Below are 26,025 nucleotides of genomic sequence, written 5' to 3' on the forward strand. Positions count from 1 at the left end.
CCGAAGCGCCAAACTTAAGCAAATTATATGCCTGAAACTGAAGTGTTTGCCTAGGGCGTCACGTAATAAAATTAGCGACGCCGAGGTGATTGACCAGACACTTTTCGCTTACAGGCGGAACTCATGGCCCAAATACACTTCCTTGACCAGTTCATTGGCCAGGATGGTCGCGGAGTCGCCTTCGGCAATCAACTGGCCATCATTGACGATATAGGCGGTTTCACAGATATCCAGCGTCTCGCGAACGTTGTGGTCGGTGATCAATACGCCGATGCCCTTGGCCTTGAGATGGTGGATGATCTGCTTGATGTCGCCGACCGAAATCGGGTCCACGCCAGCGAATGGTTCGTCCAGCAGGATGAATTTCGGTGCGGTGGCCAGGGCGCGAGCGATTTCCACGCGGCGCCGTTCGCCACCGGACAGGCTCATGCCCAGGTTGTCGCGGATGTGGCTGATGTGGAATTCCTGCAGCAGGCTTTCCAGTTCCTGGCGGCGACCGGCCTTGTCGAGTTCCTTGCGGGTCTCGAGGATCGCCATGATGTTGTCGGCAACCGACAGTTTACGGAAGATCGACGCTTCTTGCGGCAGATAGCCGATACCGGCCTTCGCCCGGCCATGCATCGGCTGGTGGCTGACGTCCAGGTCGTCGATCAGGACGCGGCCCTGATCGGCCTGAACCAGGCCGACGATCATGTAGAAACAAGTGGTCTTGCCCGCGCCGTTGGGGCCGAGCAGGCCGACGATCTGGCCGCTGTCGATGGACAGGCTGACATCACGCACGACTTGGCGGCTCTTGTAGCTCTTGGCCAGGTGCTGAGCTTTCAGAGTTGCCATTACTGGGCCTTCTGCTCGTCGGTTTTCTTTTTCGGCTGGATGACCATGTCGATCCGTGGACGCTGCTCGGTGACCTTGCTGCCAGTGGCGCGACCGGCGCTGGCCAGCTTCTTGACCGTGTCGTAGACGATTTTCTCGCCCTGGGTGATGTTGTTGTCCTTGTCGACGACCTTGGCGCGATCGATCAGCACCACGCGGTCTTTGGCGGCGTGGTACTGAATGGTTACCCCGTAGCCTTGAACCGGCTTGGTGTCGCCCGCGGTTTGCATCTGCTCGAAGTAGGCCAGATTGCCCACCGAGGTGACGACGTCGATGTCGCCGGACTGGGTGCGGGTGATGGTCACGGTGTTGCCGGTGACCTTCATCGAACCCTGGGTGATGATCACGTCACCTTTATAGGTGGCTACACCGTTCTTGTCGTCCAGTTGGGCGTCGTCGGCCTGGATGCGGATAGGCTGGTCGCGGTCGGTGGGGAGGGCCCAGGCGCTCGCGCTTCCCAGTGCTGCGCCCAGACTGAGCAAAATAGGGAGGGTTTTAGCGAGCTTCATACTGTCCTCTTACGTTCGATAGCAGGTGTATCCTGCTTTCCTTCAAATACGCTTTCATTCCCGTGCCGGTCGACACACCACCGGCGCCGTCGATTCTAACGGGTTGCTCGGTCTGCGCATATTCTCGCTGCGGGAAGACTGTCATACGACTGCTGGTAATGATGGTCGTACGGTTCTTCTCATCGGTCCGGGCGATGCGTACCGAATCAATCAGTTCCACTTCGGTGCCGTCGGGATTGACCTCGGCGCGTTCGCTCTGCACGTGCCACGGAAACTCGGTGCCCCTGAACATGTTCAGGTCTGGCTTGGTGACCAGTGTGATTTCGCTGGCCTTGACGTGGTCGACTTTGTCGGACGTCATTTCATACTGCACTTTGCCATCGGGCAGGTATTGCAGGGTATGCGTGTTGGTCGCATACCAGTCGATATCATTTTCCTGGACCTTGACCGCAGGGCGGTCGAGGAAGCGTTCCGGGCTGATGTTCCAATAGCCGACCGCCGCGAAAATCGCTGCGATGCAGCCGAACACCACGATGGTGCGAATTTTCTTGCTTAGCATAAATGGCTCACAGATACGCGGCGTTGGCCGCCTCGAGGCGGCCTTGGGCGCGCAGGATCAGTTCACAGAATTCACGAGCGGCCCCTTCGCCGCCTCGCGCCGTGGTGATGCCGTGGGCGTGCTCGCGCACGAAGCCGGCCGCGTTTGCCACCGCCATGCCCAGGCCGACCCGACGAATCACCGGCAGGTCCGGCAGGTCGTCACCGAGGTAGGCGACCTGTTCATAGCTTAGGTTGAGTTGCCCCAGAAGCTCGTCCAGCACCACCAGTTTATCTTCTCGTCCCTGATACAGGTGGGGGATGCCGAGGTTCTTCGCGCGCCGCTCGACCACTGGGGTCTTGCGGCCACTGATGATGGCGGTCTGCACGCCGGCGGCCATCAGCATCTTGATGCCCTGGCCGTCGAGGGTGTTGAAGGTCTTGAATTCGCTGCCGTCTTCGAGGAAATAAAGGCGGCCGTCGGTCAGGACGCCGTCCACGTCGAACACGGCCAGTTTGATCGCTTTGCCACGTTGCAGCAGGTCTGTGTTCATTTACATGACTCCCGCACGCAGCAAGTCGTGCATGTTCAGGGCGCCCACTGGGCGGTCTTCGTCGTCGACCACCACCAGGGCGCTGATCTTATGGTCTTCCATGATTTTCAAGGCCTCGGCGGCGAGCATCTCGGCGCGGGCAGTCTTGCCGTGGGGGGTCATGACCTGCTCGATGGTCGTACTGTGAATGTCGATCGGGTGGTCCAGGGTGCGACGCAGGTCGCCGTCGGTGAAGATCCCGGCGAGTTTGCCGTCAGTTTCGAGAATGACCGTCATGCCCAGACCCTTGCGGGTCATTTCCATGAGTGCATCCTTGAGCAGCGTGCCGCGTGGCACCTGTGGCAGCTCCTGACCTGCGTGCATCACGTTTTCCACTTTCAACAGCAGGCGACGGCCCAGGGCGCCGCCGGGGTGGGAGAACGCGAAGTCTTCAGCGGTAAACCCCCTGGCTTCCAGCAACGCCACGGCCAGGGCATCACCCATGACCAGGGTGGCGGTGGTGGAAGAGGTCGGCGCCAGGTTCAACGGGCAGGCTTCGTGCTCGACATGAACATTGAGATTGACCTCGGCGGCTTTGGCCAAGGGCGAATCCGGATTGCCAGTGACACTGATCAGTTGGATCCCCAGGCGCTTGATCAACGGCAGCAGGGTGATGATCTCATTGGTGGAGCCAGAGTTGGACAGGGCCAGGATGATGTCTTCCCGAGTGATCATGCCCATGTCACCGTGGCTGGCTTCGGCCGGATGGACAAAAAATGCCGGAGTGCCGGTGCTGGCCAGGGTGGCGGCGATCTTGTTGCCGATGTGTCCGGACTTGCCCATGCCGACCACGACCACCCGACCCTTGCTGGCCAGAATCATCTCGCAGGCACGTACGAAATCAGCGTCGATATGGGGCAGCAAGCCTTGTACGGCTTCGAGCTCGAGGCGGATGGTACGTTGTGCCGATTGAATCAGGTCGCTGGTTTGGTTCATGTCAGAGATCGTATGGCTCGATGAAAAGGCGGCGATTATAGCGGCAATGAACAATTCCCTCACGTTAGTTCGTCATGCTTTGTTCGAGCGATTCACATGACTTGATACAAAGTCTCTTCTTTTAGCTGTATCCGGACTGAACGGGCGCGGGCTTGGGCCTTGGGCGCTTGGGTGTTGCAGTGATATAGTTCGCCGCCGGTTCGGGTGCCCGGCAGTCCGGCGTTTGTCGGTTGGCCAGGGCATTCGGATGTGAGGCTGCATCGCAAGGAGTTTAGATGAGTGCCGACAACGCCTACGCGGTCGAGCTGAAGGGATTGTCCTTCAAGCGAGGGGCGCGCAGCATTTTCAATGACATCGATATCCGCATTCCCCGTGGCAAGGTCACCGGCATCATGGGGCCTTCCGGGTGCGGCAAGACCACGCTGTTGCGGCTGATGGGTGCACAGTTGCGCCCCAGTGCCGGCGAAGTCTGGGTCAATGGGCAGAATCTTCCAAAGCTGTCGCGCAGCGATCTGTTCGATGCGCGCAAGCACATGGGCGTGCTGTTCCAGAGCGGCGCATTGTTCACCGATCTCGACGTGTTCGAGAATGTGGCGTTCCCCTTGCGGGTCCATACCGACCTGCCGGAAGAGATGATTCGCGACATCGTCCTGCTCAAATTGCAGGCGGTCGGGCTGCGGGGTGCCCTGGACTTGATGCCGGACGAACTGTCTGGTGGCATGAAGCGCCGCGTCGCCCTGGCCCGGGCGATTGCCCTTGATCCGAAGATCCTCATGTATGACGAACCCTTCGTCGGCCAGGACCCGATCGCCATGGGCGTGCTGGTGCGCCTGATCCGTCTGCTCAACGATGCGCTGGGTATTACCAGCATTGTGGTATCCCACGACCTGGCCGAAACCGCCAGCATTGCGGACTACATCTACGTGATCGGCGATGGCCAGGTGCTGGGGCAGGGTACGCCCCAGGAATTGAAGGCCTCGGACAGCCCGCGCATTCGTCAATTCATGAAGGGTGATCCGGACGGGCCTGTGGCGTTCCATTTTCCGGCCACGGATTACCGCACCGATCTGCTGGGGAAGCGCTGATGCGCAAGAAATCACTGATAGAAAGAGTTCGCCTGTTTGGTCGTTCCGGCATCGATGTGGTGGCAGTGCTGGGCCGTTCCTCGCTGTTTCTGATGCATGCCCTGCTGGGGCGCAACACGACGGGTGGCGGGTTTGGGCTGCTGGTGAAGCAACTGCACTCGGTGGGCGTGATGTCCCTGGTGATCATCGTGGTCTCCGGGATCTTCATCGGTATGGTCCTGGCGCTGCAGGGGTTCAACATCTTGTCCAGCTACGGTTCGGAGCAGGCGGTTGGACAGATGGTCGCGCTGACATTGTTGCGTGAGCTGGGACCTGTGGTGACCGCGCTGCTGTTTGCCGGGCGTGCCGGTTCGGCGCTGACGGCCGAAATCGGTAACATGAAGTCCACCGAACAGTTGTCCAGTCTGGAAATGATCGGTGTCGACCCGCTCAAGTACATCATTGCCCCGCGCCTGTGGGCCGGTTTCATTTCCCTGCCGGTGCTGGCGATCATTTTCAGCGTCGTGGGGATCTGGGGCGGCTCGTGGGTGGCTGTAGACTGGCTGGGGGTCTATGAAGGTTCCTACTGGTCCAACATGCAGAACAGTGTCGATTTTCTCGACGACGTGCTCAACGGCGTTATCAAAAGTGCCGTATTCGCTTTCGTGGTGACCTGGATCGCCGTGTTTCAAGGCTATGACTGTGAGCCCACGTCAGAGGGGATCAGCCGTGCCACAACCAAGACCGTGGTGTACGCCTCGCTGGCGGTCCTGGGCCTTGACTTTATTCTGACCGCCTTGATGTTTGGAGATTTCTGATGCAAAACCGCACCCTGGAAATCGGTGTCGGCCTTTTCTTGCTGGCTGGCATCCTGGCTTTGCTGTTGTTGGCCCTGCGGGTCAGTGGCCTGGCGCCGACCGCAAGCACCGACACTTATAAACTTTATGCTTATTTTGACAATATCGCCGGTTTGACGGTCAGAGCCAAAGTGACCATGGCTGGTGTAACCATCGGCAAGGTCACGGCAATCGATCTGGACCGCGACAGTTTCACCGGTCGGGTGACGCTGCAGCTGGAAAAGCGCGTGGATAACCTGCCGACTGACTCCACTGCATCGATCCTCACTGCTGGGCTGCTGGGCGAGAAATACATCGGTATCAGCGTTGGCGGTGAAGAAGCTTTGCTCAAGGATGGCGGGACCATCCACGATACGCAGTCGTCGCTGGTGCTTGAGGACCTGATCGGTAAATTCCTGCTCAATACCGTTAGCAAAGACGCCAAATGAGGAGCTTTTGAATGATCTCTATCTTGCGACGTAGCCTGTTGGTGCTGCTCGCGGCGCTGCCGCTGATGGCCAACGCCGTGGCCGCGCCTTCGGCCCATGAAATCATCCAGGACACTACCACCCGGTTGCTGGCAGACCTGGCCGCCAACAAAGAGAAATACAAGCAGGATCCGGGGGCGTTCTACGACGCGCTGAACGGCATCGTCGGTCCCGTGGTGGATGCCGACGGTATTTCCCGAAGCATCATGACCGTCAAGTACTCGCGCAAGGCGACCCCGGCGCAGATGACGCGCTTCCAGGAAAACTTCAAGCGCAGCCTGATGCAGTTCTATGGCAACGCCTTGCTCGAATACAACAACCAGGGCATCACCGTTTCGCCGGCCAAGGACGAAAGCGGCAACCGCACCAGCGTCGATATGCAGGTCAAGGGCAATAACGGCGCGATCTACCCTGTGTCCTACACGCTCGAGAAAATCAACGGCGAGTGGAAGGTGCGTAACGTGATCATCAATGGCATCAACATCGGCAAGCTGTTCCGCGATCAGTTCGCTGATGCGATGCAGCAAAACGGCAATGATCTGGACAAAACCATCGACGGTTGGGCCGGTGAAGTCGCCAAGGCCAAGGAAGTTGCCCAGGATGCTCAAGAGAAGCAGGCGCAATGAGTGAGTTGGCGAGTGAGTCGGCCGTTCGTTTGGGCGAATCTGGCGAGCTGTTGCTCAGTGGCGTGCTGGACTATCGCACTGGCCCGGTCTTGCGCAAGCAGGGCCAGGCGCTGATCGGCTCTGCCGGCGCCGCAGAGCTGGTCATTGACTGCTCGGCGGTGCAGAAGTCCAGCAGTGTCGGCCTGTCCCTGCTGCTGTGCTTCATGCGTGACGCCAAAGCTGCCGGAAAAACCTGGAGCATCCGTGGGATGCCCGAAGACATGCGCGAAATAGCCCAGGTCAGCGAACTGACCGAGCTGTTGGTGCACTCCTGACCCACATCCCTGAAAAAGCCCCCCGTCAGAGTCCTGCTTCGCGGGGTTCGCAGGCGCGGGGCTTTTTTGTATGATGTGCGACCCGTGCGCACAGGGCGCCGATAGAGGTTGAGCATGCAGGCCGTAGAAGTGAAGAGCTTCCTTGAAGGAAAGCTGCCCGAAACTGTCATTGAAGTTGAGGGCGAAGGCTGCAACTTTCAGCTGAACGTGATCAGCGATGAACTGGCGGCGTTGAGCCCGGTGAAGCGTCAGCAGCAGATCTATGCCCATTTGAACCCGTGGATCGCCGATGGCAGCATCCATGCGGTCACTATGAAATTTTTCAGCCGCGCGGCCTGGGCCGAGCGCACCTGAGCCCAAGGGCGTCGAGATTCTTATGGATAAACTGATTATTACCGGCGGCGTTCGTCTTGATGGCGAAATCCGCATCTCCGGGGCAAAGAACTCCGCCCTGCCGATCCTGGCCGCGACGTTGCTGTGCGATGGCCCGGTGACCGTGGCGAACCTGCCGCACCTGCACGACATCACCACCATGATCGAGCTGTTCGGTCGCATGGGCATTGAACCGGTGATCGACGAAAAGCTCAGCGTCGAGATCGACCCCCGCACCATCAAGACCCTGATCGCCCCGTACGAACTGGTGAAGACCATGCGTGCGTCGATTCTGGTACTGGGACCGATGGTCGCCCGTTTTGGTGAAGCCGAAGTTGCCTTGCCGGGTGGTTGCGCCATCGGCTCGCGTCCGGTGGACCTGCATATCCGCGGCCTGGAAGCCATGGGTGCGGTGATCGACGTCGAGGGTGGCTACATCAAGGCCAAGGCGCCTGAAGGCGGCCTGCGCGGCGCTCACTTCTTCTTCGATACCGTCAGTGTGACCGGTACCGAGAACATCATGATGGCGGCCGCACTGGCCAAGGGCCGCAGCGTGCTGCAAAACGCCGCTCGCGAGCCTGAAGTGGTCGACCTGGCGAACTTCCTGATCGCCATGGGCGCCAAGATCAGCGGCGCCGGCACCGATACCATCACCATCGATGGTGTTGAGCGCCTGCATTCGGCCACTTACAAAGTGATGCCGGACCGGATCGAAACCGGCACCTATCTGGTGGCTGCTGCTGTCACCGGTGGCCGCGTCAAGGTCAAGGACACCGATCCGACCATTCTTGAAGCCGTCCTGGAGAAACTCAAGGAAGCCGGTGCCGAAGTCACCTGCGGCGAAGACTGGATCGAAGTGAACATGCACGGCAAGCGGCCTAAAGCCGTCAACGTGCGGACCGCCCCGTACCCGGCGTTCCCGACCGACATGCAGGCGCAGTTCATCTCCCTCAACGCCATTGCCGAAGGCACCGGTGCGGTGATCGAGACGATCTTCGAAAACCGTTTCATGCACGTCTACGAACTGCACCGCATGGGCGCCAAGATCCAGGTCGAAGGCAACACCGCCATCGTGACCGGTACCGAAAAACTCAAGGGCGCGCCAGTGATGGCCACCGACCTGCGGGCTTCGGCCAGTCTGGTGATTTCGGCCCTGGTTGCCGAAGGCGACACCCTGATCGACCGTATCTACCACATCGACCGTGGTTACGAGTGCATCGAAGAGAAACTGCAGATGCTCGGCGCCAAGATCCGTCGCGTACCGGGCTAGGTCCGGCTGCATGGGCGCAGGGACGCGCCTGTTGATTTCGTTTCAGGTCGAGGGTGGTAACACCCTCGATGTGTGTCCGGCGCCGCTTGCGACCGGGCATGAGTACCTTGATAAGGACTGACGTTTCCCATGTTGACTATTGCACTGTCCAAGGGCCGCATCCTTGATGACACCTTGCCGCTTCTGGCTGAAGCGGGCATCGTGCCGACCGAGAATCCGGACAAGAGCCGCAAGCTGATCATTCCTACGACTCAAGCCGATGTACGCTTGCTGATCGTGCGCGCCACCGATGTTCCGACTTACGTTGAACATGGCGCCGCCGACCTGGGCGTTGCCGGTAAGGACGTGCTGATGGAGTACGGCGGCCAGGGCCTGTACGAGCCCCTGGACCTGCGGATCGCCCGCTGCAAGCTGATGACCGCCGGCAAAGTCGGTGCGCCAGAACCCAAGGGCCGTTTGCGGGTGGCGACCAAGTTCGTCAACATTGCCAAGCGTTATTACGCCGAGCAGGGCCGTCAGGTCGATATCATCAAGTTGTACGGTTCGATGGAGCTGGCGCCGCTGATCGGCCTGGCGGACAAGATCATCGATGTGGTCGACACCGGCAACACCCTGCGGGCCAATGGCCTGGAGCCCCAGGATTTCATTGCCGACATCACCTCCCGGCTGATCGTCAACAAGGCTTCGATGAAAATGCAGCACGCCCGTATCCAGGCTCTGATCGATACCCTGCGCAAGGCAGTGGAATCGCGACACCGCGGCTGATTCACCTGCGCGACCTTGAGTCGCGCCCGTCTATCCGTGTCATAGCCAATTTTCTCAGGTGCCCACGCGAATGGACTGGTAGCTTAGGGCGCCTGAGCATTTGCCATTAATGAGGCCCTCGCTATGACCGCTCCCACTTCGATTCGCCGACTCAACGCTGCCGACCCGGATTTCGCACATCATCTGGATCATCTGCTGAGCTGGGAAAGTGTGTCTGACGACTCGGTCAATCAGCGGGTGCTGGACATCATCAAGGCTGTGCGCGAGCGTGGCGATGCAGCTTTGGTGGAATTCACCCAGAAATTCGATGGCCTGCAAGTGGCGTCCATGGCTGATCTGATCCTGCCGCGCGAGCGCCTGGAACTGGCCCTGACCCGGATCACGGTGCCGCAGCGCGAAGCCCTGGAAAAAGCCGCATCGCGGGTGCGCGACTATCACGAGAGGCAGAAACAGGACTCCTGGAGCTACACCGAAGCCGACGGCACGGTGCTGGGCCAAAAGGTCACGCCGCTGGACCGCGCCGGTCTGTACGTGCCGGGTGGCAAGGCGTCGTATCCATCCTCGGTGTTGATGAACGCGATCCCAGCCAAGGTCGCTGGCGTGACCGAAGTGGTCATGGTGGTGCCGACCCCGCGCGGCGAAATCAATGAACTGGTGCTGGCCGCTGCCTGCATCGCCGGGGTGGACCGGGTGTTCACCATTGGTGGCGCCCAGGCCGTGGCTGCGCTGGCCTATGGCACCGAGAGCGTGCCGCGGGTCGACAAGGTGGTGGGGCCTGGCAACATCTATGTCGCCACCGCCAAGCGCCACGTGTTCGGTCAGGTCGGTATCGATATGATCGCCGGCCCGTCGGAGATCCTGGTGGTGTGCGACGGCCAGACCGACCCGGACTGGATCGCCATGGACCTGTTTTCCCAGGCCGAGCACGACGAAGACGCCCAGGCGATCCTGGTCAGCCCGGACGCCGAGTTCCTCGACAAAGTGGCTGCCAGCATCGACAAGCTGCTGCCGACCATGGACCGCGCCGAGATCATCAACACCTCGATCAACGGCCGTGGCGCGCTGATCAAGGTCGAGAACATGGAACAGGCCATCGAGGTCGCCAACCGCATCGCGCCGGAGCACCTGGAGTTGTCGGTCGCTGACCCGCAGGCCTGGCTGCCGCAGATCCGCCACGCCGGTGCGATATTCATGGGCCGCCACACCAGCGAAGCCCTGGGTGACTATTGTGCAGGTCCCAACCACGTCTTGCCGACTTCCGGTACGGCGCGTTTCTCGTCGCCGCTGGGGGTGTATGACTTCCAGAAACGTTCGTCGATCATCTTCTGCTCCGAGCAAGGTGCGTCCGAACTGGGCAAGACCGCTTCGGTGCTGGCCCGTGGCGAGTCGCTGAGCGCCCACGCCCGCAGTGCCGAATACCGCATCCTTGATGAGCGCTCCATTGAAGGGCAGGGGAAACTGAAATGAGTAAATTCTGGAGCCCGTTCGTCAAGAACCTGGTGCCTTACGTGCCGGGCGAACAGCCGAAGCTGACTCGCCTGGTCAAGCTCAACACCAACGAGAACCCCTACGGCCCGTCGCCCAAGGCCCTGGCGGCGATGCAAACCGAGCTGAACGACAACCTGCGCCTGTACCCGGACCCCAACAGCGATCTGCTGAAAAGCGCCGTGGCCCGCTATTACGGCGTGCAGAGCAACCAGGTGTTCCTGGGCAACGGTTCGGACGAAGTGCTGGCGCACATTTTCCACGGGCTGCTGCAGCACGATCAGCCACTGTTGTTCCCGGACATCAGTTACAGCTTTTATCCGGTGTATTGCGGGCTGTACGGCATCCAGTTCGACGCAGTGCCGCTGGACGCGCAGTTCCAGATCGCCCCGGCGGACTATGCCAAACCAAACGGCGGGATCATCTTCCCCAATCCGAACGCTCCCACCGGCTGCCTGCTGGCCCTGGAAGCGGTCGAGCAGATCCTCAAGGCCAGTCCGGACTCGGTGGTGGTGGTTGATGAAGCCTATATCGACTTCGGCGGCGAGACCGCCATCAGTCTGGTGGACCGCTATCCGAACCTGCTGGTGACCCAGACCCTGTCCAAGTCCCGCTCATTGGCAGGGTTGCGGGTGGGCCTGGCGGTGGGCCATCCGGACCTGATCGAAGCGCTGGAGCGGATCAAGAACAGCTTCAACTCCTACCCGCTGGATCGCCTGGCAAATGTCGGGGGCGCGGCGGCGTTCGACGATCGGGAGTATTTCGAGCAGACCTGCCGGTTGGTCATCGAGCACCGTGAGTGGGTGGTGGCGCAGTTGCAGGCCAAGGGCTTTGACGTGTTGCCTTCGGCGGCCAACTTCATCTTCGCCCGTCACCCCCGGCACGATGCGGCAGGGCTGGCGGCGAAATTGCGCGGACAAGGCGTGATCGTGCGGCACTTCAAGCAGGAGCGGATTGCCCAGTTCCTACGAATCAGCATTGGTACGCCGGAGCAGAACCAGGCGCTGATCGAAGCCCTGGGTGAACTCTAAAGTTAAGGAAGGGGGCTGATGGCCTTATCGCAAGCAGGCTCGCTCCCACAGTAGAGTCGTTGCGAATACAAATTTTGTAACCAGCAGAGGCACCCTGTGGGAGCGAGCCTGCTCGCGATGGCGTAGTGTCAGTCAACATCCATCTGGCTGATCCACCGCCATCGCGAGCAGACTCGCTCCCACAGTTGTTGGGCCTTACTCGTGATGCTCTTCACCCAGGAAGGTCAGCGAGGTGAACACCCCGCGCGTGGCCACGTCCTTGTTGTCCTTGAGCGCAATTTCCATCTGCGCGGCGATCACATTCAACCCTTCGTTACGCACCAGCACCTTGGCCCGGCCTTCGGCGTCGGTTTCTGCTGATACGGTGTCCGGTGCGCTGCGGTAATCACCCACCAGCTTCACCCCGGCGGCCGGTTTCCCGTCCAGCAGCACCCGTACCGGCAGTGACTGGCCCGGGCCTACGGTCAGCGGGTCGACTTCCGGCAGGATCAGGAACTTGACCTGATCAAGTTTCGGCAACTTCGCTCCCGGCTCGTAGATCGCCAGGCTGTACTTGAAGGTGTGGGTCGATTCAATCGCCCCGGGCACCTTCGTGCGGCCTTCGTTGATCCATTTCTTGTCAGCGGTCTGGGACCACATGCCATTGTCCAGTTCCACGGCCATCACGGCCGGTGGCTTGAGGGGTTGCAAGCGAGCATGGTCGGGCAAGCGTTCGACGGTGACCGGGATCATCTTGCCGCCCAGGTCATAGGCCCACGCACCGCTGATTTTCTGCGCCTTGAAGGCATTGTCCTCGGCGCCGTGGCCGTAGATCACTTCGATATTGCCGCGCCGTTGTTCGGTCCACAGGCCATGGGCCGAGGCTTGTGTGGCCAGGAACAGGCTGAGAAGGGCGAAGGTCTTGGGGTATTTCATTGATTTTCCTTTTTACAGATCAAGGGTGAGGCTGACGGTAAAGTTGCGTGGCTCGCCGGGGTTGACCCAGTAGTTGCTGTACGAGCGCTCGTAGTATTTTTCGTCGAAGACGTTGTTCAGGTTCAGGCCCACGGTGACGTTGTCGCTGGCTTTGTAATGGGCCAGCAGATCCACGGTGTGGTAGGCCGGCAGTTCGAAGTCCTTGCCGGCTTCGCCGGAGCGATCTCCGACGTATGTGAATGCCGCACCCACGTCGGAGCCGCGCAGGTGGCCGTCCTGGAATTCGTAGACGCCGAGCAGGCTGCCGCTGTGCTTGGCGACGCCAAGAATCCGGCTGCCAGTGGGAATGGTTTCGTCACCCTTGGTCACTTCGGCATCGATGTAGGCGAAGGCGCCGATCACCCGGATGGCGTCAGTTACCTGCCCGGTGACCTGCAGATCGAGTCCCTGGCTGCGGGCCTTGCCCATGGCGCGGTTGGAGTCTGTGGCCGGGTCCCGCGCCAGGACGTTTTCCTTTTCGATATGGAACGCCGCCAGGGTGGTGCTCAGGCGATCATCGAACAGCTCGCTCTTGATCCCCACTTCATAGCCAACGCCTTCCTCCGGATCGAAGGTATTGCCCCCGGCATCCAGGCCATTGTTGGGCTTGAACGAGGTGGAGGCGTTGGCGAACAGTCCGACCTCGGGTGTCAGTTGGTACAGCAGGCCGGCCCGTTGCGTGAAGGTGTCATGACGCTGGCGGCTGGTGAGCTGCGTGGTGTGGTCGTCAATGCTCTGCTCGAAATGCTCATAACGCACGCCGAGCATGCCCCGCAGTTTGTCGGTGAAGACGATCTGGTCCTGAAGATTCAGCGCACGGCTTTTCACACGCTCGAAAAAATCGGTGCCGGTACGTTGACCATCAGGTTTCGGCTGGCCATAGACCGGTTGATAGATGTCGATGGGGTAAGTGCCACCGTTGATCGTGGTCACGCGCTCGTTCTTGCGATAGTCCTCGTATTCGGTGCCGATCAGCAATTCGTGCTGCCAGGGCCCGAGGTCAAACAGCCCGCGTAATTCAAGTTGGGTAATGCTGTCGTGCCAATTGTTGTCGCGCTCGCGGTAGCGGCGGTTCACCGTACGACCGTCGGCGTTCAGCGGCCGCGCTTCGGAGGCGAATCCCCAGAGTTCGCCCTGTTTGTAATGGCTGGCCAGGCGCAGTTGCCAGGCGTCGTTGAGCTGATGTTCGAGGGCCGCCTGGAGCATGTTGTTGTGGTTGTCGATGTCGCCGTCGTTGGGTTCGCCCAAAAAGGTCGAGCGGGAAACACCGCTCCAACGGTTGTTCGGCGCCACGATGCCGCGATCGAACGTTGAGCTGTGACGCACGATTTCACTTTCCACCAGCAGGCGCGTATCGGGGCTCAGTTGCCAACTGAGGGAGGGGGCGACGAAGACGCGCTTGCTCTGGACGTGATCGCGAAAGCTGTGATTGTCCTCGATCGCCAAGTTGACCCGCGACAGCAGATTGCCCTCAGCGTCCAGTGGTGTGTTGACGTCCAGCGCGGTGCGGTAGCGATCCCAACTGCCGGCGCTGGTTTGCAGGGTGGTGAAGGCTTCGGGCTGGGGCTTCTTGGTGACGATGTTCACCGTACCGCCGGGGTCGCCGCGCCCGTACAGGCTGGCCGCCGGTCCTTTAAGCACCTCGATGCGTTCAATGTTGGCCGCATCCGGCGTACTCGGATAACCGCGGTTGGCGCTGAAGCCGTCCTTGTAGAACTCCGAAGTGGTAAAGCCACGCACGCTGTATTCGTAGAGTGTCAGGCCGCCGAAGTTGTTTTGCTTTGACACGCCGCCGGCATATTCCAGGGCCCGTTCGACGTTGGTGCTGCCCAGATCATTGAGGACGCTGGCGGGGATCACACTGATCGATTGCGGGATGTCCCGCAGGGCGGTGTCGGTTTTGGTGGCGCTGGCGGAGCGAGTGGCGCGATAGCCCGTCACCGGCCCGGTAGGGGATTCGTAGTCGGCAGAGACGTTGATGGCGTCCAGTTCCATCGGCTGGATTTCCTCGGCGATCACCGGGTCACCCAGCAGACCCAAGGCCAGGCTGGCGAGGGAAATCCGTTTTAGAGATGACATGTTATCTTGTTCCAATTTTTAGTATTGAAACAATATAACACTACTAATGAGAATTTATGCTATTCCTGGCCGACTAAAATAACCGCGGCGAACACGGTTTTTTGTGGCGAGGGAGCAAGCTCCCTCACCACAAGGGACTCTTGGCCAGCAAGGCCGTTGCTATCGCGCAGTTACTCTTCTTCCTTCACCACCACCGGTGCCGGCGGTGGGCGCAAACCGATTTCTGCGGTGAGCTTGAGCTCCTTGCCGTTGCGCATCACCTGGATGGCGACCTTGTCGGTGGGTTTGATCCGCGCCACCTGGTTCATCGAGCGACGGCCGTCACCGGCGGGTTCGCCGTCGATGCTCAGGATCACGTCGCCCAGTTGCAGGCCGGCCTTCTGGGCCGGGCCATCGCGGAAAATGCCTGCTACCACGATCCCGGGACGCCCGGACAGACCGAAGGACTCCGCCAGCTCCTGGGACAGCGGCTGCACTTCAATACCCAGCCAGCCGCGAATCACCTGGCCGTGTTCGATGATGGACTTCATCACTTCCATGGCCAGCTTCACCGGAATCGCAAAACCGATGCCCTGGCTGCCGCCGGACTTGGAGAAGATCGCCGTGTTGATCCCGGTCAGATTGCCGTTGGCATCCACCAGCGCGCCGCCGGAGTTCCCGGGGTTGATCGCGGCATCGGTCTGGATGAAGTCTTCGTAATTGTTCAGGCCCAACTGATTGCGCCCAGTGGCGCTGATGATGCCCATGGTCACGGTCTGGCCGACGCCGAAGGGGTTGCCGATGGCCAGGGTGACATCGCCGATGCGGATGCTGTCCGAACGCCCAATGGTGATGGCCGGCAGGTTCTTCAGGTCGATCTTCAGCACCGCAAGGTCGGTTTCCGGGTCGCTGCCGATCACCCGGGCCAGGGTTTCGCGACCATCCTTGAGCGCCACCACAATCTGGTCGGCGCCGCTGGTGACGTGGTTGTTGGTCAGGATATAACCTTCAGGGCTCATGATCACGCCCGAACCCAGGCTCGACTCCATGCGTTTCTGCTTGGGTGAGTTGTCGCCGAAGAAGCGCCGGAACTGCGGGTCTTCGAACAGGGGATGGCTGGATTTGTTGACGACCTTGGTGGTGTACAGGTTGACCACGGCCGGTGCCGCGATCGTCACGGCATCGGCGTAGGACACCGGCCCTTGTTGCAGTGCCTTGGTCTGTGGCGCCTGCTGCAGGTTGACGTCGAGGCTCGGTAGGCCGACCCACTCCGGATAACGCTGGATAATCAGTAGAGCGACAAGCACGCCGGCCAACAGAGGCCAGCCGGAAAAACGCAGCGCCTTGAGCATTAAGCACGTCCTACAAAGGTTGCAGGCGGTGTGAGACCGCCCATAATGTCGCGCATTATACGAGGCCGCGCGCGCCTCTGAACGGGATATTTAGGAGTCTTTTCATGGCCGTAGCCCTGAACACCCTGGTAGAAGAAGCGGATCGTTACCTGGCCGCCGCCAGGATTGCCGATTACTGCCCCAACGGTTTGCAGGTCGAAGGCGCCCCTCAGGTGACGCGCATTGTCAGCGGTGTCACCGCCAGCCAGGCATTGCTCGATGCTGCAGTGGAGGCTGACGCTGATCTGGTGCTGGTGCATCACGGGTATTTCTGGAAAGGCGAAAATCCGTGCGTCACCGGCATGAAGCAACGTCGCCTCAAAACCTTGCTCAAGCACGATATCAGTCTGCTGGCCTACCACTTGCCGCTGGATCTGCATGCCGAGGTGGGCAATAACGTGCAATTGGCTCGCCAGTTGGACATTACCGTCGAAGGGCCGCTGGACCCGGACAATCCCAAGGTCGTCGGCCTGGTGGGCTCCTTGTCCGAACCGATGACGCCCAGGGACTTCGCCCGTAAAGTGCAGGAAGTCATGGGCCGCGAACCTTTGTTGATCGAAGGCGAGCAGATGATCCGCCGGGTCGGCTGGTGCACGGGCGGAGGCCAGGGCTACATCGATCAGGCCGTGTTGGCCGGGGTTGATCTGTTTCTCAGTGGCGAGGCGTCCGAGCAGACCTTTCACAGCGCCCGGGAAAACGGCATCAGCTTCATCGCCGCCGGGCACCATGCGACCGAGCGCTATGGTGTGCAGGCATTGGGCGATTACCTGGCGCGGCGCTTTGCTTTGGAGCATATCTTCATAGATTGCCCGAATCCCATTTGATCACGTGTAATCCCCTGTGGGAGCGAGCTTGCTCGCGATAGCGGAGGGTCAGTCAACTTCAATGCCGACTGATACACTGCTATCGCGAGCAAGCTCGCTCCCACAAAAGGCTGTTGCAACGCCCGAACCGGCAGGCATATCCATATGCTGTTTCGATCTAGTTGGCGCCCTGATTAGAAGAGGTCGCTGTGCTAGGATTCCCCGCTCGAACACGGCCCGCTGGCCGTTCATAAGAAAGTTTTCGTGAGTAGCCATGGTCGACAAACTGACGCATCTGAAACAGCTGGAGGCGGAAAGCATCCACATCATCCGCGAGGTGGCCGCCGAGTTCGATAACCCGGTGATGCTGTACTCCATCGGTAAAGACTCCGCCGTGATGCTGCACCTGGCACGCAAGGCGTTTTTCCCCGGCAAGCTGCCGTTTCCGGTGATGCATGTCGACACCCGCTGGAAATTCCAGGAAATGTACAAGTTCCGCGACCGCATGGTTGAAGAGCTGGGCCTGGACCTGATCACTCACGTGAACCCGGACGGCGTGGCGCAAGGCATCAACCCGTTTACTCACGGCAGCGCCAAGCACACCGACATCATGAAGACCGAAGGCCTGAAACAGGCTTTGGACAAGTATGGTTTCGACGCCGCTTTTGGTGGTGCCCGCCGCGATGAAGAGAAGTCCCGCGCCAAGGAGCGCGTGTACTCGTTCCGCGACAGCAAGCATCGCTGGGATCCGAAGAACCAGCGCCCGGAGCTGTGGAACGTCTACAACGGCAAGGTCAACAAGGGCGAGTCGATCCGCGTATTCCCGCTGTCGAACTGGACCGAGCTGGACATCTGGCAGTACATCTACCTCGAAGGTATCCCGATCGTGCCGCTGTACTTCGCCGCCGAGCGCGAAGTGATCGAGAAGAACGGCACGCTGATCATGATCGACGACGAGCGCATCCTCGAGCACCTGTCCGATGAAGACAAAGCCCGTATCGTCAAAAAGAAAGTGCGGTTCCGTACCCTTGGCTGCTACCCGTTGACGGGCGCGGTGGAGTCCGAGGCCGAAAGCCTGACGGACATCATTCAGGAAATGCTCCTGACGCGAACTTCCGAGCGCCAGGGCCGGGTCATCGACCACGATGGCGCAGGCTCGATGGAAGATAAGAAACGTCAGGGTTATTTCTAAGGGGTTGTCATGTCGCACCAATCTGATTTGATCAGCGAGGACATCCTCGCTTACCTGGGCCAGCACGAGCGCAAAGAGCTGCTGCGTTTTTTGACCTGCGGTAACGTCGACGACGGCAAGAGCACCCTGATCGGGCGCCTGCTGCACGACTCCAAGATGATCTACGAAGATCATCTGGAAGCCATTACCCGCGATTCGAAGAAAGTCGGCACCACCGGTGACGACATCGACCTGGCGTTGCTGGTCGATGGCTTGCAGGCCGAGCGCGAGCAAGGCATCACCATCGATGTCGCGTACCGCTATTTCTCCACGGCCAAGCGCAAATTCATCATCGCCGACACCCCGGGCCATGAGCAGTACACCCGCAACATGGCCACCGGTGCTTCCACCTGTGACCTGGCGATCATTCTGGTGGATGCCCGCTACGGCGTGCAGACCCAGACCCGTCGCCACAGCTTTATCGCCTCGTTGCTGGGCATCAAGCACATCGTCGTGGCCATCAACAAGATGGACCTCAAGGACTTCGACCAGGGCGTGTTCGAGTCGATCAAGGCCGATTATCTGAAGTTCGCCGAAGGCTTGAAGATGAAGCCCACCAGCATGCACTTCGTGCCGATGTCGGCCCTCAAGGGCGACAACGTGGTGAACAAGTCCGAGCGCTCGCCGTGGTACACCGGCCAGTCGCTGATGGAAATCCTCGAGACCGTGGAAGTGGCGGGTGACCGCAACTTCACCGACCTACGTTTCCCGGTGCAGTACGTCAACCGTCCGAACCTGAACTTCCGCGGTTTCGCCGGCACCCTGGCCAGCGGCATCGTGCACAAGGGCGACGAAGTGGTGGTGCTGCCTTCGGGCAAGAGCAGCCGCGTGAAGTCCATCGTCACTTTCGAAGGCGAGCTGGAACACGCCGGCCCTGGCCAGGCAGTGACGCTGACCATGGAAGATGAGATCGACATCTCCCGTGGCGACCTGCTGGTGCATGCCGACAGCGTGCCGCCGGTCACCGACAGCTTCGAAGCGATGTTGGTGTGGATGGCCGAAGAGCCGATGCTGCCGGGCAAGAAATACGACATCAAGCGCGCCACCAGTTATGTGCCGGGCTCGATTGCCAGCATCGTCAACAAGGTCGACGTGAACACCTTGGAAGAGGGACCGGCCAGCGCGTTGCAGCTCAACGAAATCGGCAAGGTGAAGATCGCCCTGGATGCGCCGATCGCCCTGGACGGTTACGAGAGCAACCGCACCACCGGCGCGTTCATCGTCATCGATCGCCTGACCAATGGCACTGTCGGCGCCGGCATGATCGTCGCCCAGCCGCTGGCTCACGGCACCAGCACGCACCACGGCAAACTGGCTCATGTGTCGGTGGAAGAGCGCGCCCAACGCTTCGGCCAGCAACCGGCCACGGTGCTGTTCAGCGGCCTGTCGGGTGCTGGCAAAAGCACGCTGGCCTATGCGGTGGAACGCAAGCTGTTCGACATGGGTCGTGCGGTCTTCGTGCTCGATGGCCAGAACCTGCGTCATGACTTGAACAAGGGCTTGCCACAGGACCGTGCCGGACGTACCGAGAACTGGCGTCGTGCGGCCCACGTTGCCCGTCAGTTCAACGAAGCCGGGCTGCTGACCCTCGCCGCGTTCGTCGCGCCGAATGCAGAAGGGCGCGAGCAGGCCAAAGACCTGATCGGCAAGGAACGTCTGCTGACGGTCTATGTCCAGGCCTCGCCAATCGTCTGCGCCCAGCGTGATCCGCAAGGTTTGTACGCTGCTGCCGGCGACAACATCCCCGGTGAGTCCTTCCCGTATGACGTGCCGCTGGACGCCGATCTGGTGATCGACACCCAGTCGCTGTCGTTGGAAGAGAGCGTCAAGCAAGTGCTGGATCTGCTGCGCAAGCGTGGGGCGATCTAAGGGAAGCAGTTACAAGCTTCAAGCGGCAAGTAAAAGCCCGCGGATGAGTGATCATCTGCGGGCTTTTTTGTTGTCTGGAGGGACGTCATCGCGAGCAAGCTCGCTCCCACAGTAGATTCGTGGTGTTCACACATACCCTGTGGGAGCGAGCTTGCTCGCGATGAGGCCAGTACAGGCGCCTCAAGACTTGCAGGGATACTCCCGATGCATCTGTTCCAGCAACGCATCCTTGTCCTGCCACAACTGATTGATCCAGCCCTGGAACTCCAGGCGATAGGCGCCGTCCTGGTCGTAGTTCCTGCCGATGAACTGCGGCGGAATCTTCAGTTCCTGGAAATGCACCACCACTTCGTCAACTTTTCCGCAGAGCAAATCCCAGTACCCCGGTCGGCCGCCGGGATAGTGGATGGTCACGTTGATGATCGACTCCAGCTGTTCGCCCATGGCATCGAGCACAAACGCAATCCCACCGGCCTTGGGTTTGAGCAGGTAGCGAAAGGGTGACTGTTGCTGGGCATGCTTGCCTTCGGTGAAGCGTGTGCCTTCGACGAAGTTGAAGATGCCCACGGGGTTGTTGCGAAATTTCGCGCAGGTCTTGCGGGTGGTTTCCAGGTCCTTGCCTTTCTTTTCCGGGTACTTCTCCAGGTAAGCCTTGGAGTAGCGCTTCATGAACGGGAACCCCAGGGCCCACCAGGCCAGGCCGATCACCGGTACCCAGATCAGTTCCTGCTTGAGAAAGAACTTCAATGGGCGAATGCGCCGGTTCAGCACGTACTGCAACACCATGATATCGACCCAACTCTGGTGGTTGCTGGTGATCAGGTACGAGTGCTGGTAGTCCAGGCCTTCCAGGCCGCTGAGGTGCCAGCGGGTGCGGCGCAGCAGGTTCATCCAGGCCTTGTTGTTGCTGATCCAGACTTCATGAATGTGGCCCATCAGCCAGTCGGTGAAACGCTGGGCGGCGGGGAAGGGCAGCAACAGCTTGAAGATTGCCACGATGAACAGCGGGGTGCAGCAGGCGATGGTGTTCAACGCCAACAGCAGCGAGGCAATGACGCCGCGCACAGGAGCAGGCAGGAAATCCAGCATTTAAATATCCATGGGTCGGTTGGCGGCCTGGATCGCGGTCAGGGCGATGGTGTACACGATGTCGTCGACCTGAGCGCCGCGGGGCAAGTCGTTTACGGGTTTGCGCAGGCCTTGCAGCATGGGCCCGAGGCTGACGCAATCGGCGCTGCGTTGCACGGCCTTGTGGGTGGTGTTGCCGGTGTTCAGGTCCGGGAAGATGAACACCGTCGCCCGGCCGGCCACCTGGCTATTGGGCGCCAGTTGTCGGGCCACGGTTTCGTTGGCGGCGGCGTCGTATTGCAGCGGCCCGTCGATCAGCAAGCCGTGTTGCGCCTCGTGGGCCAGCAGGGTGGCTTCGCGGACTTTCTCCACCTCTTCACCGCTGGCCGACTCGCCGCTGGAATAGCTGAGCATTGCCACCCGTGGCGTGATGCCGAACGCGGCAGCCGAGTCGGCGCTTTGCAGGGCAATCTCCGCCAGCTCCGCGGCGCTGGGATGCGGGTTCATCACGCAGTCGCCATAGACCAGCACTTCTTCGGGGAACAGCATGAAAAACACCGAAGACACCAGCGAACATCCCGGGGCGGTCTTGATCAGTTGCAAGGCCGGGCGGATGGTGTTGGCGGTGGAGTGGATAACACCGGATACCAGCCCGTCGACTTCATCGAGCGCCAGCATCATGGTGCCGATCACCACGGTGTCTTCCAGTTGCTGTTCGGCCATCGGCGCGTTCAGGCTTTTGCTCTTGCGCAGCCGCACCATCGGTTCGACGTAACGCTCACGAATCGAATCCGGGTCGAGGATCTCCAGCCCCGGCGGCAGTTCGATGCCCTGGGCTCGAGCCACTGCCTCGACGTCCGCCGGTTTGGCCAGTAGCACGCAGCGAGCGATGCCTCGGGCCTGGCAAATGGCGGCGGCTTGGACTGTCAGCGGTTCACTGCCCTCAGGCAGCACAATGCGTTTGTCGGCGGCCTGGGCGCGCTGGATCAATTGGTAGCGGAACACGGCCGGCGACAAGCGCATTTCCCGTGGCGTACCGCAACGCTGATGCAGCCATTTGGCATCCAGGTGGCTGGCGACAAAATCGGTGATGATCTCCGCACGTTCGCGGTCGTCGATCGGAATTTCCTTGTTCAAGCCATTGAGCAGGTTGGCGGTGTCGTAAGACCCGGTACTGACCGACAGCACCGGAAGCCCCGCCTGTAAGGCGCCTCGACAAAGGTCCATGATGCGCGGGTCGGGCAGGGTGTCGCTGGTCAGCAGCAGGCCGGCCAACGGTACGCCGTTGAGCGCTGCCAGACTCACGGCCAGGATGATGTCGTCGCGATCACCCGGGGTCACCACCAGCACGCCGGGCTTGAGCAGCTCCACGGTGTTGCGCATGGTGCGGGCGCAAATAATGATGTTGCTCATGCGCCGGGTTTCGTAATCGCCGGCATTGAGCACCTGCGCGCCCATCAGGTCGGCCACGTCACGGGTGCGTGGGGCGTTGAGTTCGGGGCGGAACGGGATGCAACCCAGCAGGCGGAAATCGCCGCTGCGCAACAGCGGCGAGTGCTCCTTGAGCCGCGCGGAGAAGGCCTCCATGCTTTCCTCGGTATGGACTTTGTTCAGGATCACGCCGAGGACTTTCGGGTCTTTGGGCCCGCCGAACAACTGCGCCTGCAGCTCGACGCGACCGGAAAGCTCGGTCAGCACTTCGTTCTCCGGCGCCGACACCAGGATGACCTCGGCGTCCAGGCTCTTGGCCAGGTGCAGGTTGACCCGCGCGGCATAGCTGGCGTTGCGGGTCGGGACCATGCCCTCGACGACCAGCACGTCCTTGCCGATGGCAGCCTGCTGGTAGAGGGTGATGATTTCTTCCAGCAACTCATCGAGCTGGCCGTCGCCGAGCATGCGTTCGACGTGCGCCAGGCCCAGCGGCTGCGGCGGCTTGAGGCCGTGGGTGCGGGCCACCAGTTCGGTGGAGCGTTCCGGTCCGGTATCGCCGGGATGGGGCTGGGCGATAGGTTTGAAAAAACCGACTTTCAGCCCGGCCCGTTCGAGTGTGCGCACCAGCCCGAGGCTGATGGAGGTCAGACCCACACCAAAATCGGTGGGCGCGATAAAAAAAGTTTGCATGCGGATTCTCTAAAGGTGCATGGCAAAGGCGAGGCTATAACTGCCGTCTACCGTCAATTCAGGCGCCAAGGTTATCGCTAACCGGGGCCTGTGCGCACCAGCCGCAGTCAAAGGACTGGCCTATTTTTTCAATACGTTGCGCCGGGTCCAGCACCCAGGCCCGGGACTGCCACGGCGGCAGGTGGCGCAGATGCTGGGTGTGGCCACAGGACAGCTCGGCCACCCAGTGCCCGTCCTCATCCTGATGAAAACCGGTGACCGTCGGTCTGTTCGAACAAGCCCGTTTGTCCGGGTTCCGTTCGCTTTCGGGCAAATCCTTGTTTAGACTTGTCCGTTCTTCATTCTTATGCAAAAGGTCTCGCCCCATGCTGATCGCCGCCAATAAGGCTGTCTCCATCGACTATACCCTGACCAACGACGCTGGTGAGGTCATCGACAGCTCTGCCGGCGGCGCTCCGCTGGTCTACCTGCATGGCGCAGGCAACATCATCCAGGGTCTGGAAAAAGCCCTGGAAGGTAAAACTTCCGGTGACGAGCTGAACGTTACCGTTGAGCCGGAAGATGCTTATGGCGAATACTCCGCCGAGCTGGTCAGCACCCTGAGCCGCAGCATGTTCGAGGGCGTGGATGAGCTGGAAGTAGGCATGCAGTTCCACGCTTCGGCCCCCGATGGCCAGATGCAGATCGTCACCATCCGCGACCTGGAAGGCGATGACGTCACCGTTGACGGCAACCACCCGTTGGCCGGTCAGCGCTTGAACTTCCAGGTCAAGATCGTCGACATTCGTGATGCCAGCCAGGAAGAAATCGCCCATGGTCACGTCCATGGCGAAGGTGGTCATCACCACTGATTTGTGCGCTACGCTCAAGTGAACTGGAAAGGCGCCTTACGGCGCCTTTTTAGTCTGTTGCTGTTAGCATCGTCCATGGCTGTTCGAAAAGATCCGCAAACCTGGAGTTCGTCATGAGTGCTTTCCACGACCTTAAACTTAAAGCCCTGGATGGTCAGGAACTTGATCTGGCGCCGTTCAAGGGGCAAGTCGTGCTGGTGGTCAATGTCGCCTCCAAATGTGGCCTGACACCTCAGTACGCTGCGTTGGAAAACCTCTATCAGCAATACAAGGCCAAGGGGTTCTGTGTGCTGGGCCTGCCTTGCAACCAGTTCGCCGGACAAGAGCCGGGGACGGAACAGGAAATCCAGGATTTCTGCAGCCTCAATTATGGTGTGACGTTCCCGTTGTCCAGCAAACTGGAAGTGAACGGGCACGACCGTCATCAGTTGTACCGTCTGCTGGCAGGCGAGGGGGCCGAGTTTCCGGGGGACATCACCTGGAACTTCGAGAAGTTCCTGCTGGGCAAGGACGGTCGGGTGCTGGCGCGTTTCTCACCGCGCACGGCGCCGGATGATCCGGCCGTGATCCAGGCTATCGAAAAAGCCTTGAGCTGAACCTCCGGAGCAACCATCACCCTGTTGTGTGCGGGCACACTCCTCTCGGCTTCCTTTTGATCCACAATCATTCAAATCAATAGTGCTACCCATTGCTTTCCACGGTCCATATTATCGCTGTCATATTCGACCTGCGACCCTGTTTCCGTGGAGTGTCCCATGCCTGTAAAAGCCTTGTTCAAACCCTTCCATCTCGGTGCGCTGGAGCTGCCGACCCGGGTCGTGATGGCGCCGATGACTCGCTCCTTTTCCCCAGGCGGCGTGCCGAACGCCAAGGTCGTGGAATATTACCGCCGTCGCGCGGCGGCCGGCGTCGGTCTGATCATTACCGAAGGCACGACCGTCGGGCACAAGGCCTCCAACGGTTATCCGAACGTGCCGCATTTTTACGGCGAGGCCGCGCTGGCCGGCTGGAAACAAGTGGTTGATGCCGTGCATGCCGAAGGCGGCAAGATCGTTCCGCAGCTCTGGCACGTAGGTAACGTGCGGCGCTTGGGGACCGAGCCGGACGCGAGCGTGCCGGGCTATGGTCCTTCGGAAAAACTCAAGGACGGCCAGGTCGTGGTTCACGGCATGACCCAGGCGGATATCGACGAAGTCATCGCAGCGTTCGCCCAGGCGGCGAAAGACGCCCAGAGCATCGGCATGGACGGCGTGGAGATCCACGGCGCCCATGGTTACCTGGTGGACCAGTTCTTCTGGGAGGGCAGCAACCAGCGCACCGACGGTTATGGTGGAAGTCTGGCCAACCGATCGCGCTTCGCCATCGAACTGATCCGCGCCGTGCGTGCTGCGGTAGGTGAAGGGTTCCCGATCATCTTCCGTTTCTCCCAATGGAAGCAGCAGGACTACACCGCGCGTCTGGTGCAAACGCCAGAGGCCTTGGGCGAGTTCCTCAAGCCTTTGGCAGAGGCCGGTGTGGATATTTTCCATTGCTCGACACGTCGCTTCTGGGAGCCTGAATTCGAAGGCTCCGAGCTGAATCTGGCGGGCTGGACCCGCAAGCTGACCGGCAAGCCAACCATCACCGTCGGCAGCGTTGGCCTGGATGGCGAGTTCCTGCAGTTTATGGTCAACACCGACAAAGTCGCGCAGCCGGCCAGCCTGGAGAAACTGCTGGAGCGCCTGAACAATGATGAGTTCGACCTGGTGGCGGTGGGGCGAGCCCTGCTGGTAGACCCGGATTGGGCGCAAAAAGTGCGTGAAGGCCGGGAGCAGGAGATCTTGCCGTTCAGCCGTGAGGCTTTGATGACACTGGTTTAAGCGGCGCCTGCCATCGCGAGCAGGCTCGCTCCCACACCGGATTTGGGTTGTTCACCGAACGTGTGATCAACACAACACCCTGTGGGAGCGAGCCTGCTCGCGATGGCGGCCCCAGCATCAC

The 26,025-nt window shown here is 60.4% G+C and carries 27 protein-coding genes; 16 read left to right on the forward strand and 11 right to left on the reverse strand.

Features of this window, described 5'->3' with window-relative positions; all coding sequences use genetic code 11:
* Positions 1 to 108 precede the first annotated feature (108 nt).
* From lptB to T3A99_RS16555, 5 genes are read right to left on the reverse strand one after another with little or no spacing between them, the layout of a single operon-like run.
* A complete protein-coding gene (gene lptB, locus T3A99_RS16535; protein ID WP_047228667.1) occupies positions 109 to 834 on the reverse strand; it encodes an LPS export ABC transporter ATP-binding protein in 726 nt (241 codons plus the stop codon).
* Complete coding sequence (gene lptA, locus T3A99_RS16540) at positions 834 to 1,382, reverse strand: lipopolysaccharide transport periplasmic protein LptA (RefSeq protein ID WP_076383562.1); 549 nt, start codon at positions 1,380 to 1,382, stop codon at positions 834 to 836. Before lptA ends, lptB begins: the two co-directional genes overlap by 1 nt.
* Entirely contained in the window at positions 1,369 to 1,941 is a 573-nt protein-coding gene (gene lptC, locus T3A99_RS16545) for an LPS export ABC transporter periplasmic protein LptC (RefSeq protein WP_047228665.1), read from the reverse strand. The genes lptA and lptC overlap by 14 nt, the downstream gene beginning before the upstream one ends.
* A gap of 7 nt (positions 1,942 to 1,948) precedes the next feature.
* Complete coding sequence (locus T3A99_RS16550; RefSeq protein WP_047228664.1) at positions 1,949 to 2,473, reverse strand: KdsC family phosphatase; 525 nt, start codon at positions 2,471 to 2,473, stop codon at positions 1,949 to 1,951.
* Positions 2,474 to 3,448 carry a KpsF/GutQ family sugar-phosphate isomerase gene (locus T3A99_RS16555; RefSeq protein WP_076383563.1) on the reverse strand — a complete coding sequence of 325 codons (975 nt, stop codon included), beginning with the start codon at positions 3,446 to 3,448 and terminating at the stop codon, positions 2,474 to 2,476.
* A 275-nt stretch (positions 3,449 to 3,723) separates the two neighbouring features.
* Between T3A99_RS16555 and T3A99_RS16560 the strand changes: the two genes are divergently transcribed.
* The 10 genes from T3A99_RS16560 to hisC all read left to right on the forward strand — a co-directional run bounded on the left by T3A99_RS16560 (position 3,724) and on the right by hisC (position 11,699).
* Positions 3,724 to 4,533: an ATP-binding cassette domain-containing protein gene (locus tag T3A99_RS16560; protein WP_047228662.1), complete on the forward strand. Its 810-nt coding sequence runs from the start codon at positions 3,724 to 3,726 to the stop codon at positions 4,531 to 4,533.
* Positions 4,533 to 5,330 carry a lipid asymmetry maintenance ABC transporter permease subunit MlaE gene (gene mlaE / locus T3A99_RS16565; RefSeq protein ID WP_047228661.1) on the forward strand — a complete coding sequence of 266 codons (798 nt, stop codon included), beginning with the start codon at positions 4,533 to 4,535 and terminating at the stop codon, positions 5,328 to 5,330. The genes T3A99_RS16560 and mlaE overlap by 1 nt, the downstream gene beginning before the upstream one ends.
* Positions 5,330 to 5,797 carry an outer membrane lipid asymmetry maintenance protein MlaD gene (gene mlaD / locus T3A99_RS16570; RefSeq protein ID WP_047228660.1) on the forward strand — a complete coding sequence of 156 codons (468 nt, stop codon included), beginning with the start codon at positions 5,330 to 5,332 and terminating at the stop codon, positions 5,795 to 5,797. Before mlaE ends, mlaD begins: the two co-directional genes overlap by 1 nt.
* Before the next feature lie 11 nt (positions 5,798 to 5,808).
* On the forward strand, positions 5,809 to 6,462 hold the full coding sequence (locus T3A99_RS16575; RefSeq protein WP_047228659.1) for an MlaC/ttg2D family ABC transporter substrate-binding protein: 654 nt from the start codon (positions 5,809 to 5,811) through the stop codon (positions 6,460 to 6,462).
* The gene (locus tag T3A99_RS16580; RefSeq protein WP_047228658.1) at positions 6,459 to 6,776 is read left to right on the forward strand and encodes an STAS domain-containing protein; all 318 of its coding nucleotides are present in this window, start codon (positions 6,459 to 6,461) and stop codon (positions 6,774 to 6,776) included. The genes T3A99_RS16575 and T3A99_RS16580 overlap by 4 nt, the downstream gene beginning before the upstream one ends.
* A 114-nt stretch (positions 6,777 to 6,890) precedes the next feature.
* Positions 6,891 to 7,130, forward strand: a complete 240-nt coding sequence (locus T3A99_RS16585; RefSeq protein WP_047228657.1) for a BolA family protein — start codon at positions 6,891 to 6,893, stop codon at positions 7,128 to 7,130.
* A gap of 22 nt (positions 7,131 to 7,152) precedes the next feature.
* The gene (gene murA / locus T3A99_RS16590) at positions 7,153 to 8,418 is read left to right on the forward strand and encodes a UDP-N-acetylglucosamine 1-carboxyvinyltransferase (RefSeq protein ID WP_018614024.1); all 1,266 of its coding nucleotides are present in this window, start codon (positions 7,153 to 7,155) and stop codon (positions 8,416 to 8,418) included.
* 129 nt (positions 8,419 to 8,547) lie between these two features.
* The gene (hisG, locus tag T3A99_RS16595; protein ID WP_047228656.1) at positions 8,548 to 9,183 is read left to right on the forward strand and encodes an ATP phosphoribosyltransferase; all 636 of its coding nucleotides are present in this window, start codon (positions 8,548 to 8,550) and stop codon (positions 9,181 to 9,183) included.
* Between the two features lie 123 nt (positions 9,184 to 9,306).
* Complete coding sequence (gene hisD / locus T3A99_RS16600; protein WP_047228655.1) at positions 9,307 to 10,650, forward strand: histidinol dehydrogenase; 1,344 nt, start codon at positions 9,307 to 9,309, stop codon at positions 10,648 to 10,650.
* Positions 10,647 to 11,699, forward strand: a complete 1,053-nt coding sequence (hisC, locus tag T3A99_RS16605) for a histidinol-phosphate transaminase (RefSeq protein ID WP_322834579.1) — start codon at positions 10,647 to 10,649, stop codon at positions 11,697 to 11,699. Before hisD ends, hisC begins: the two co-directional genes overlap by 4 nt.
* Positions 11,700 to 11,894: 195 nt before the next feature.
* Here the strand turns inward: hisC and T3A99_RS16610 are convergent, their stop codons facing one another.
* The 3 genes from T3A99_RS16610 to algW all read right to left on the reverse strand — a co-directional run bounded on the left by T3A99_RS16610 (position 11,895) and on the right by algW (position 16,063).
* Positions 11,895 to 12,614 (reverse strand): DUF4198 domain-containing protein, encoded by a 720-nt coding sequence (locus tag T3A99_RS16610; RefSeq protein WP_047228653.1) that lies wholly within the window; start codon positions 12,612 to 12,614, stop codon positions 11,895 to 11,897.
* Positions 12,615 to 12,626: 12 nt separating this feature from the next.
* Positions 12,627 to 14,732: a TonB-dependent siderophore receptor gene (locus T3A99_RS16615; RefSeq protein ID WP_173406565.1), complete on the reverse strand. Its 2,106-nt coding sequence runs from the start codon at positions 14,730 to 14,732 to the stop codon at positions 12,627 to 12,629.
* A 170-nt stretch (positions 14,733 to 14,902) separates the two neighbouring features.
* On the reverse strand, positions 14,903 to 16,063 hold the full coding sequence (gene algW, locus T3A99_RS16620) for a Do family serine endopeptidase AlgW (protein ID WP_047228651.1): 1,161 nt from the start codon (positions 16,061 to 16,063) through the stop codon (positions 14,903 to 14,905).
* A gap of 104 nt (positions 16,064 to 16,167) precedes the next feature.
* Here algW and T3A99_RS16625 point away from each other — a divergent pair, with 104 nt between their 5' ends.
* The 3 genes from T3A99_RS16625 (at position 16,168) to cysN (ending at position 20,005) form a co-directional block, all read left to right on the forward strand.
* Positions 16,168 to 16,926, forward strand: coding sequence for a Nif3-like dinuclear metal center hexameric protein (locus tag T3A99_RS16625; protein ID WP_047228650.1), 759 nt, complete (start codon positions 16,168 to 16,170; stop codon positions 16,924 to 16,926).
* Positions 16,927 to 17,179: 253 nt separating this feature from the next.
* A complete protein-coding gene (gene cysD / locus T3A99_RS16630) occupies positions 17,180 to 18,097 on the forward strand; it encodes a sulfate adenylyltransferase subunit CysD (RefSeq protein ID WP_003178041.1) in 918 nt (305 codons plus the stop codon).
* Positions 18,098 to 18,106: 9 nt separating this feature from the next.
* A complete protein-coding gene (cysN, locus tag T3A99_RS16635) occupies positions 18,107 to 20,005 on the forward strand; it encodes a sulfate adenylyltransferase subunit CysN (protein WP_160893404.1) in 1,899 nt (632 codons plus the stop codon).
* Positions 20,006 to 20,185: 180 nt separating this feature from the next.
* Here the strand turns inward: cysN and T3A99_RS16640 are convergent, their stop codons facing one another.
* The 3 genes from T3A99_RS16640 to T3A99_RS16650 are packed head-to-tail and all read right to left on the reverse strand — an operon-like array spanning position 20,186 to position 23,591.
* Entirely contained in the window at positions 20,186 to 21,094 is a 909-nt protein-coding gene (locus T3A99_RS16640; protein WP_322834580.1) for an acyltransferase, read from the reverse strand.
* On the reverse strand, positions 21,095 to 23,194 hold the full coding sequence (gene pta, locus T3A99_RS16645) for a phosphate acetyltransferase (protein ID WP_047228647.1): 2,100 nt from the start codon (positions 23,192 to 23,194) through the stop codon (positions 21,095 to 21,097).
* A 58-nt stretch (positions 23,195 to 23,252) separates the two neighbouring features.
* On the reverse strand, positions 23,253 to 23,591 hold the full coding sequence (locus T3A99_RS16650) for a DUF3565 domain-containing protein (protein ID WP_076383569.1): 339 nt from the start codon (positions 23,589 to 23,591) through the stop codon (positions 23,253 to 23,255).
* Here T3A99_RS16650 and T3A99_RS16655 point away from each other — a divergent pair.
* The 3 genes from T3A99_RS16655 (at position 23,560) to T3A99_RS16665 (ending at position 25,904) form a co-directional block, all read left to right on the forward strand.
* Entirely contained in the window at positions 23,560 to 24,045 is a 486-nt protein-coding gene (locus T3A99_RS16655) for an FKBP-type peptidyl-prolyl cis-trans isomerase (protein ID WP_047228645.1), read from the forward strand. The two genes, T3A99_RS16650 and T3A99_RS16655, sit on opposite strands and share 32 nt — an antisense overlap.
* Positions 24,046 to 24,158: 113 nt before the next feature.
* Positions 24,159 to 24,641 (forward strand): glutathione peroxidase, encoded by a 483-nt coding sequence (locus tag T3A99_RS16660; RefSeq protein ID WP_047228644.1) that lies wholly within the window; start codon positions 24,159 to 24,161, stop codon positions 24,639 to 24,641.
* Positions 24,642 to 24,800: 159 nt separating this feature from the next.
* Entirely contained in the window at positions 24,801 to 25,904 is a 1,104-nt protein-coding gene (locus T3A99_RS16665) for an NADH:flavin oxidoreductase (RefSeq protein WP_047228643.1), read from the forward strand.
* Positions 25,905 to 26,025: the final 121 nt, after the last annotated feature.

The sequence above is a fragment of the Pseudomonas sp. N-137 genome (genome assembly GCF_034555295.1).
Taxonomy (GTDB): domain Bacteria; phylum Pseudomonadota; class Gammaproteobacteria; order Pseudomonadales; family Pseudomonadaceae; genus Aquipseudomonas; species Aquipseudomonas rhizophila.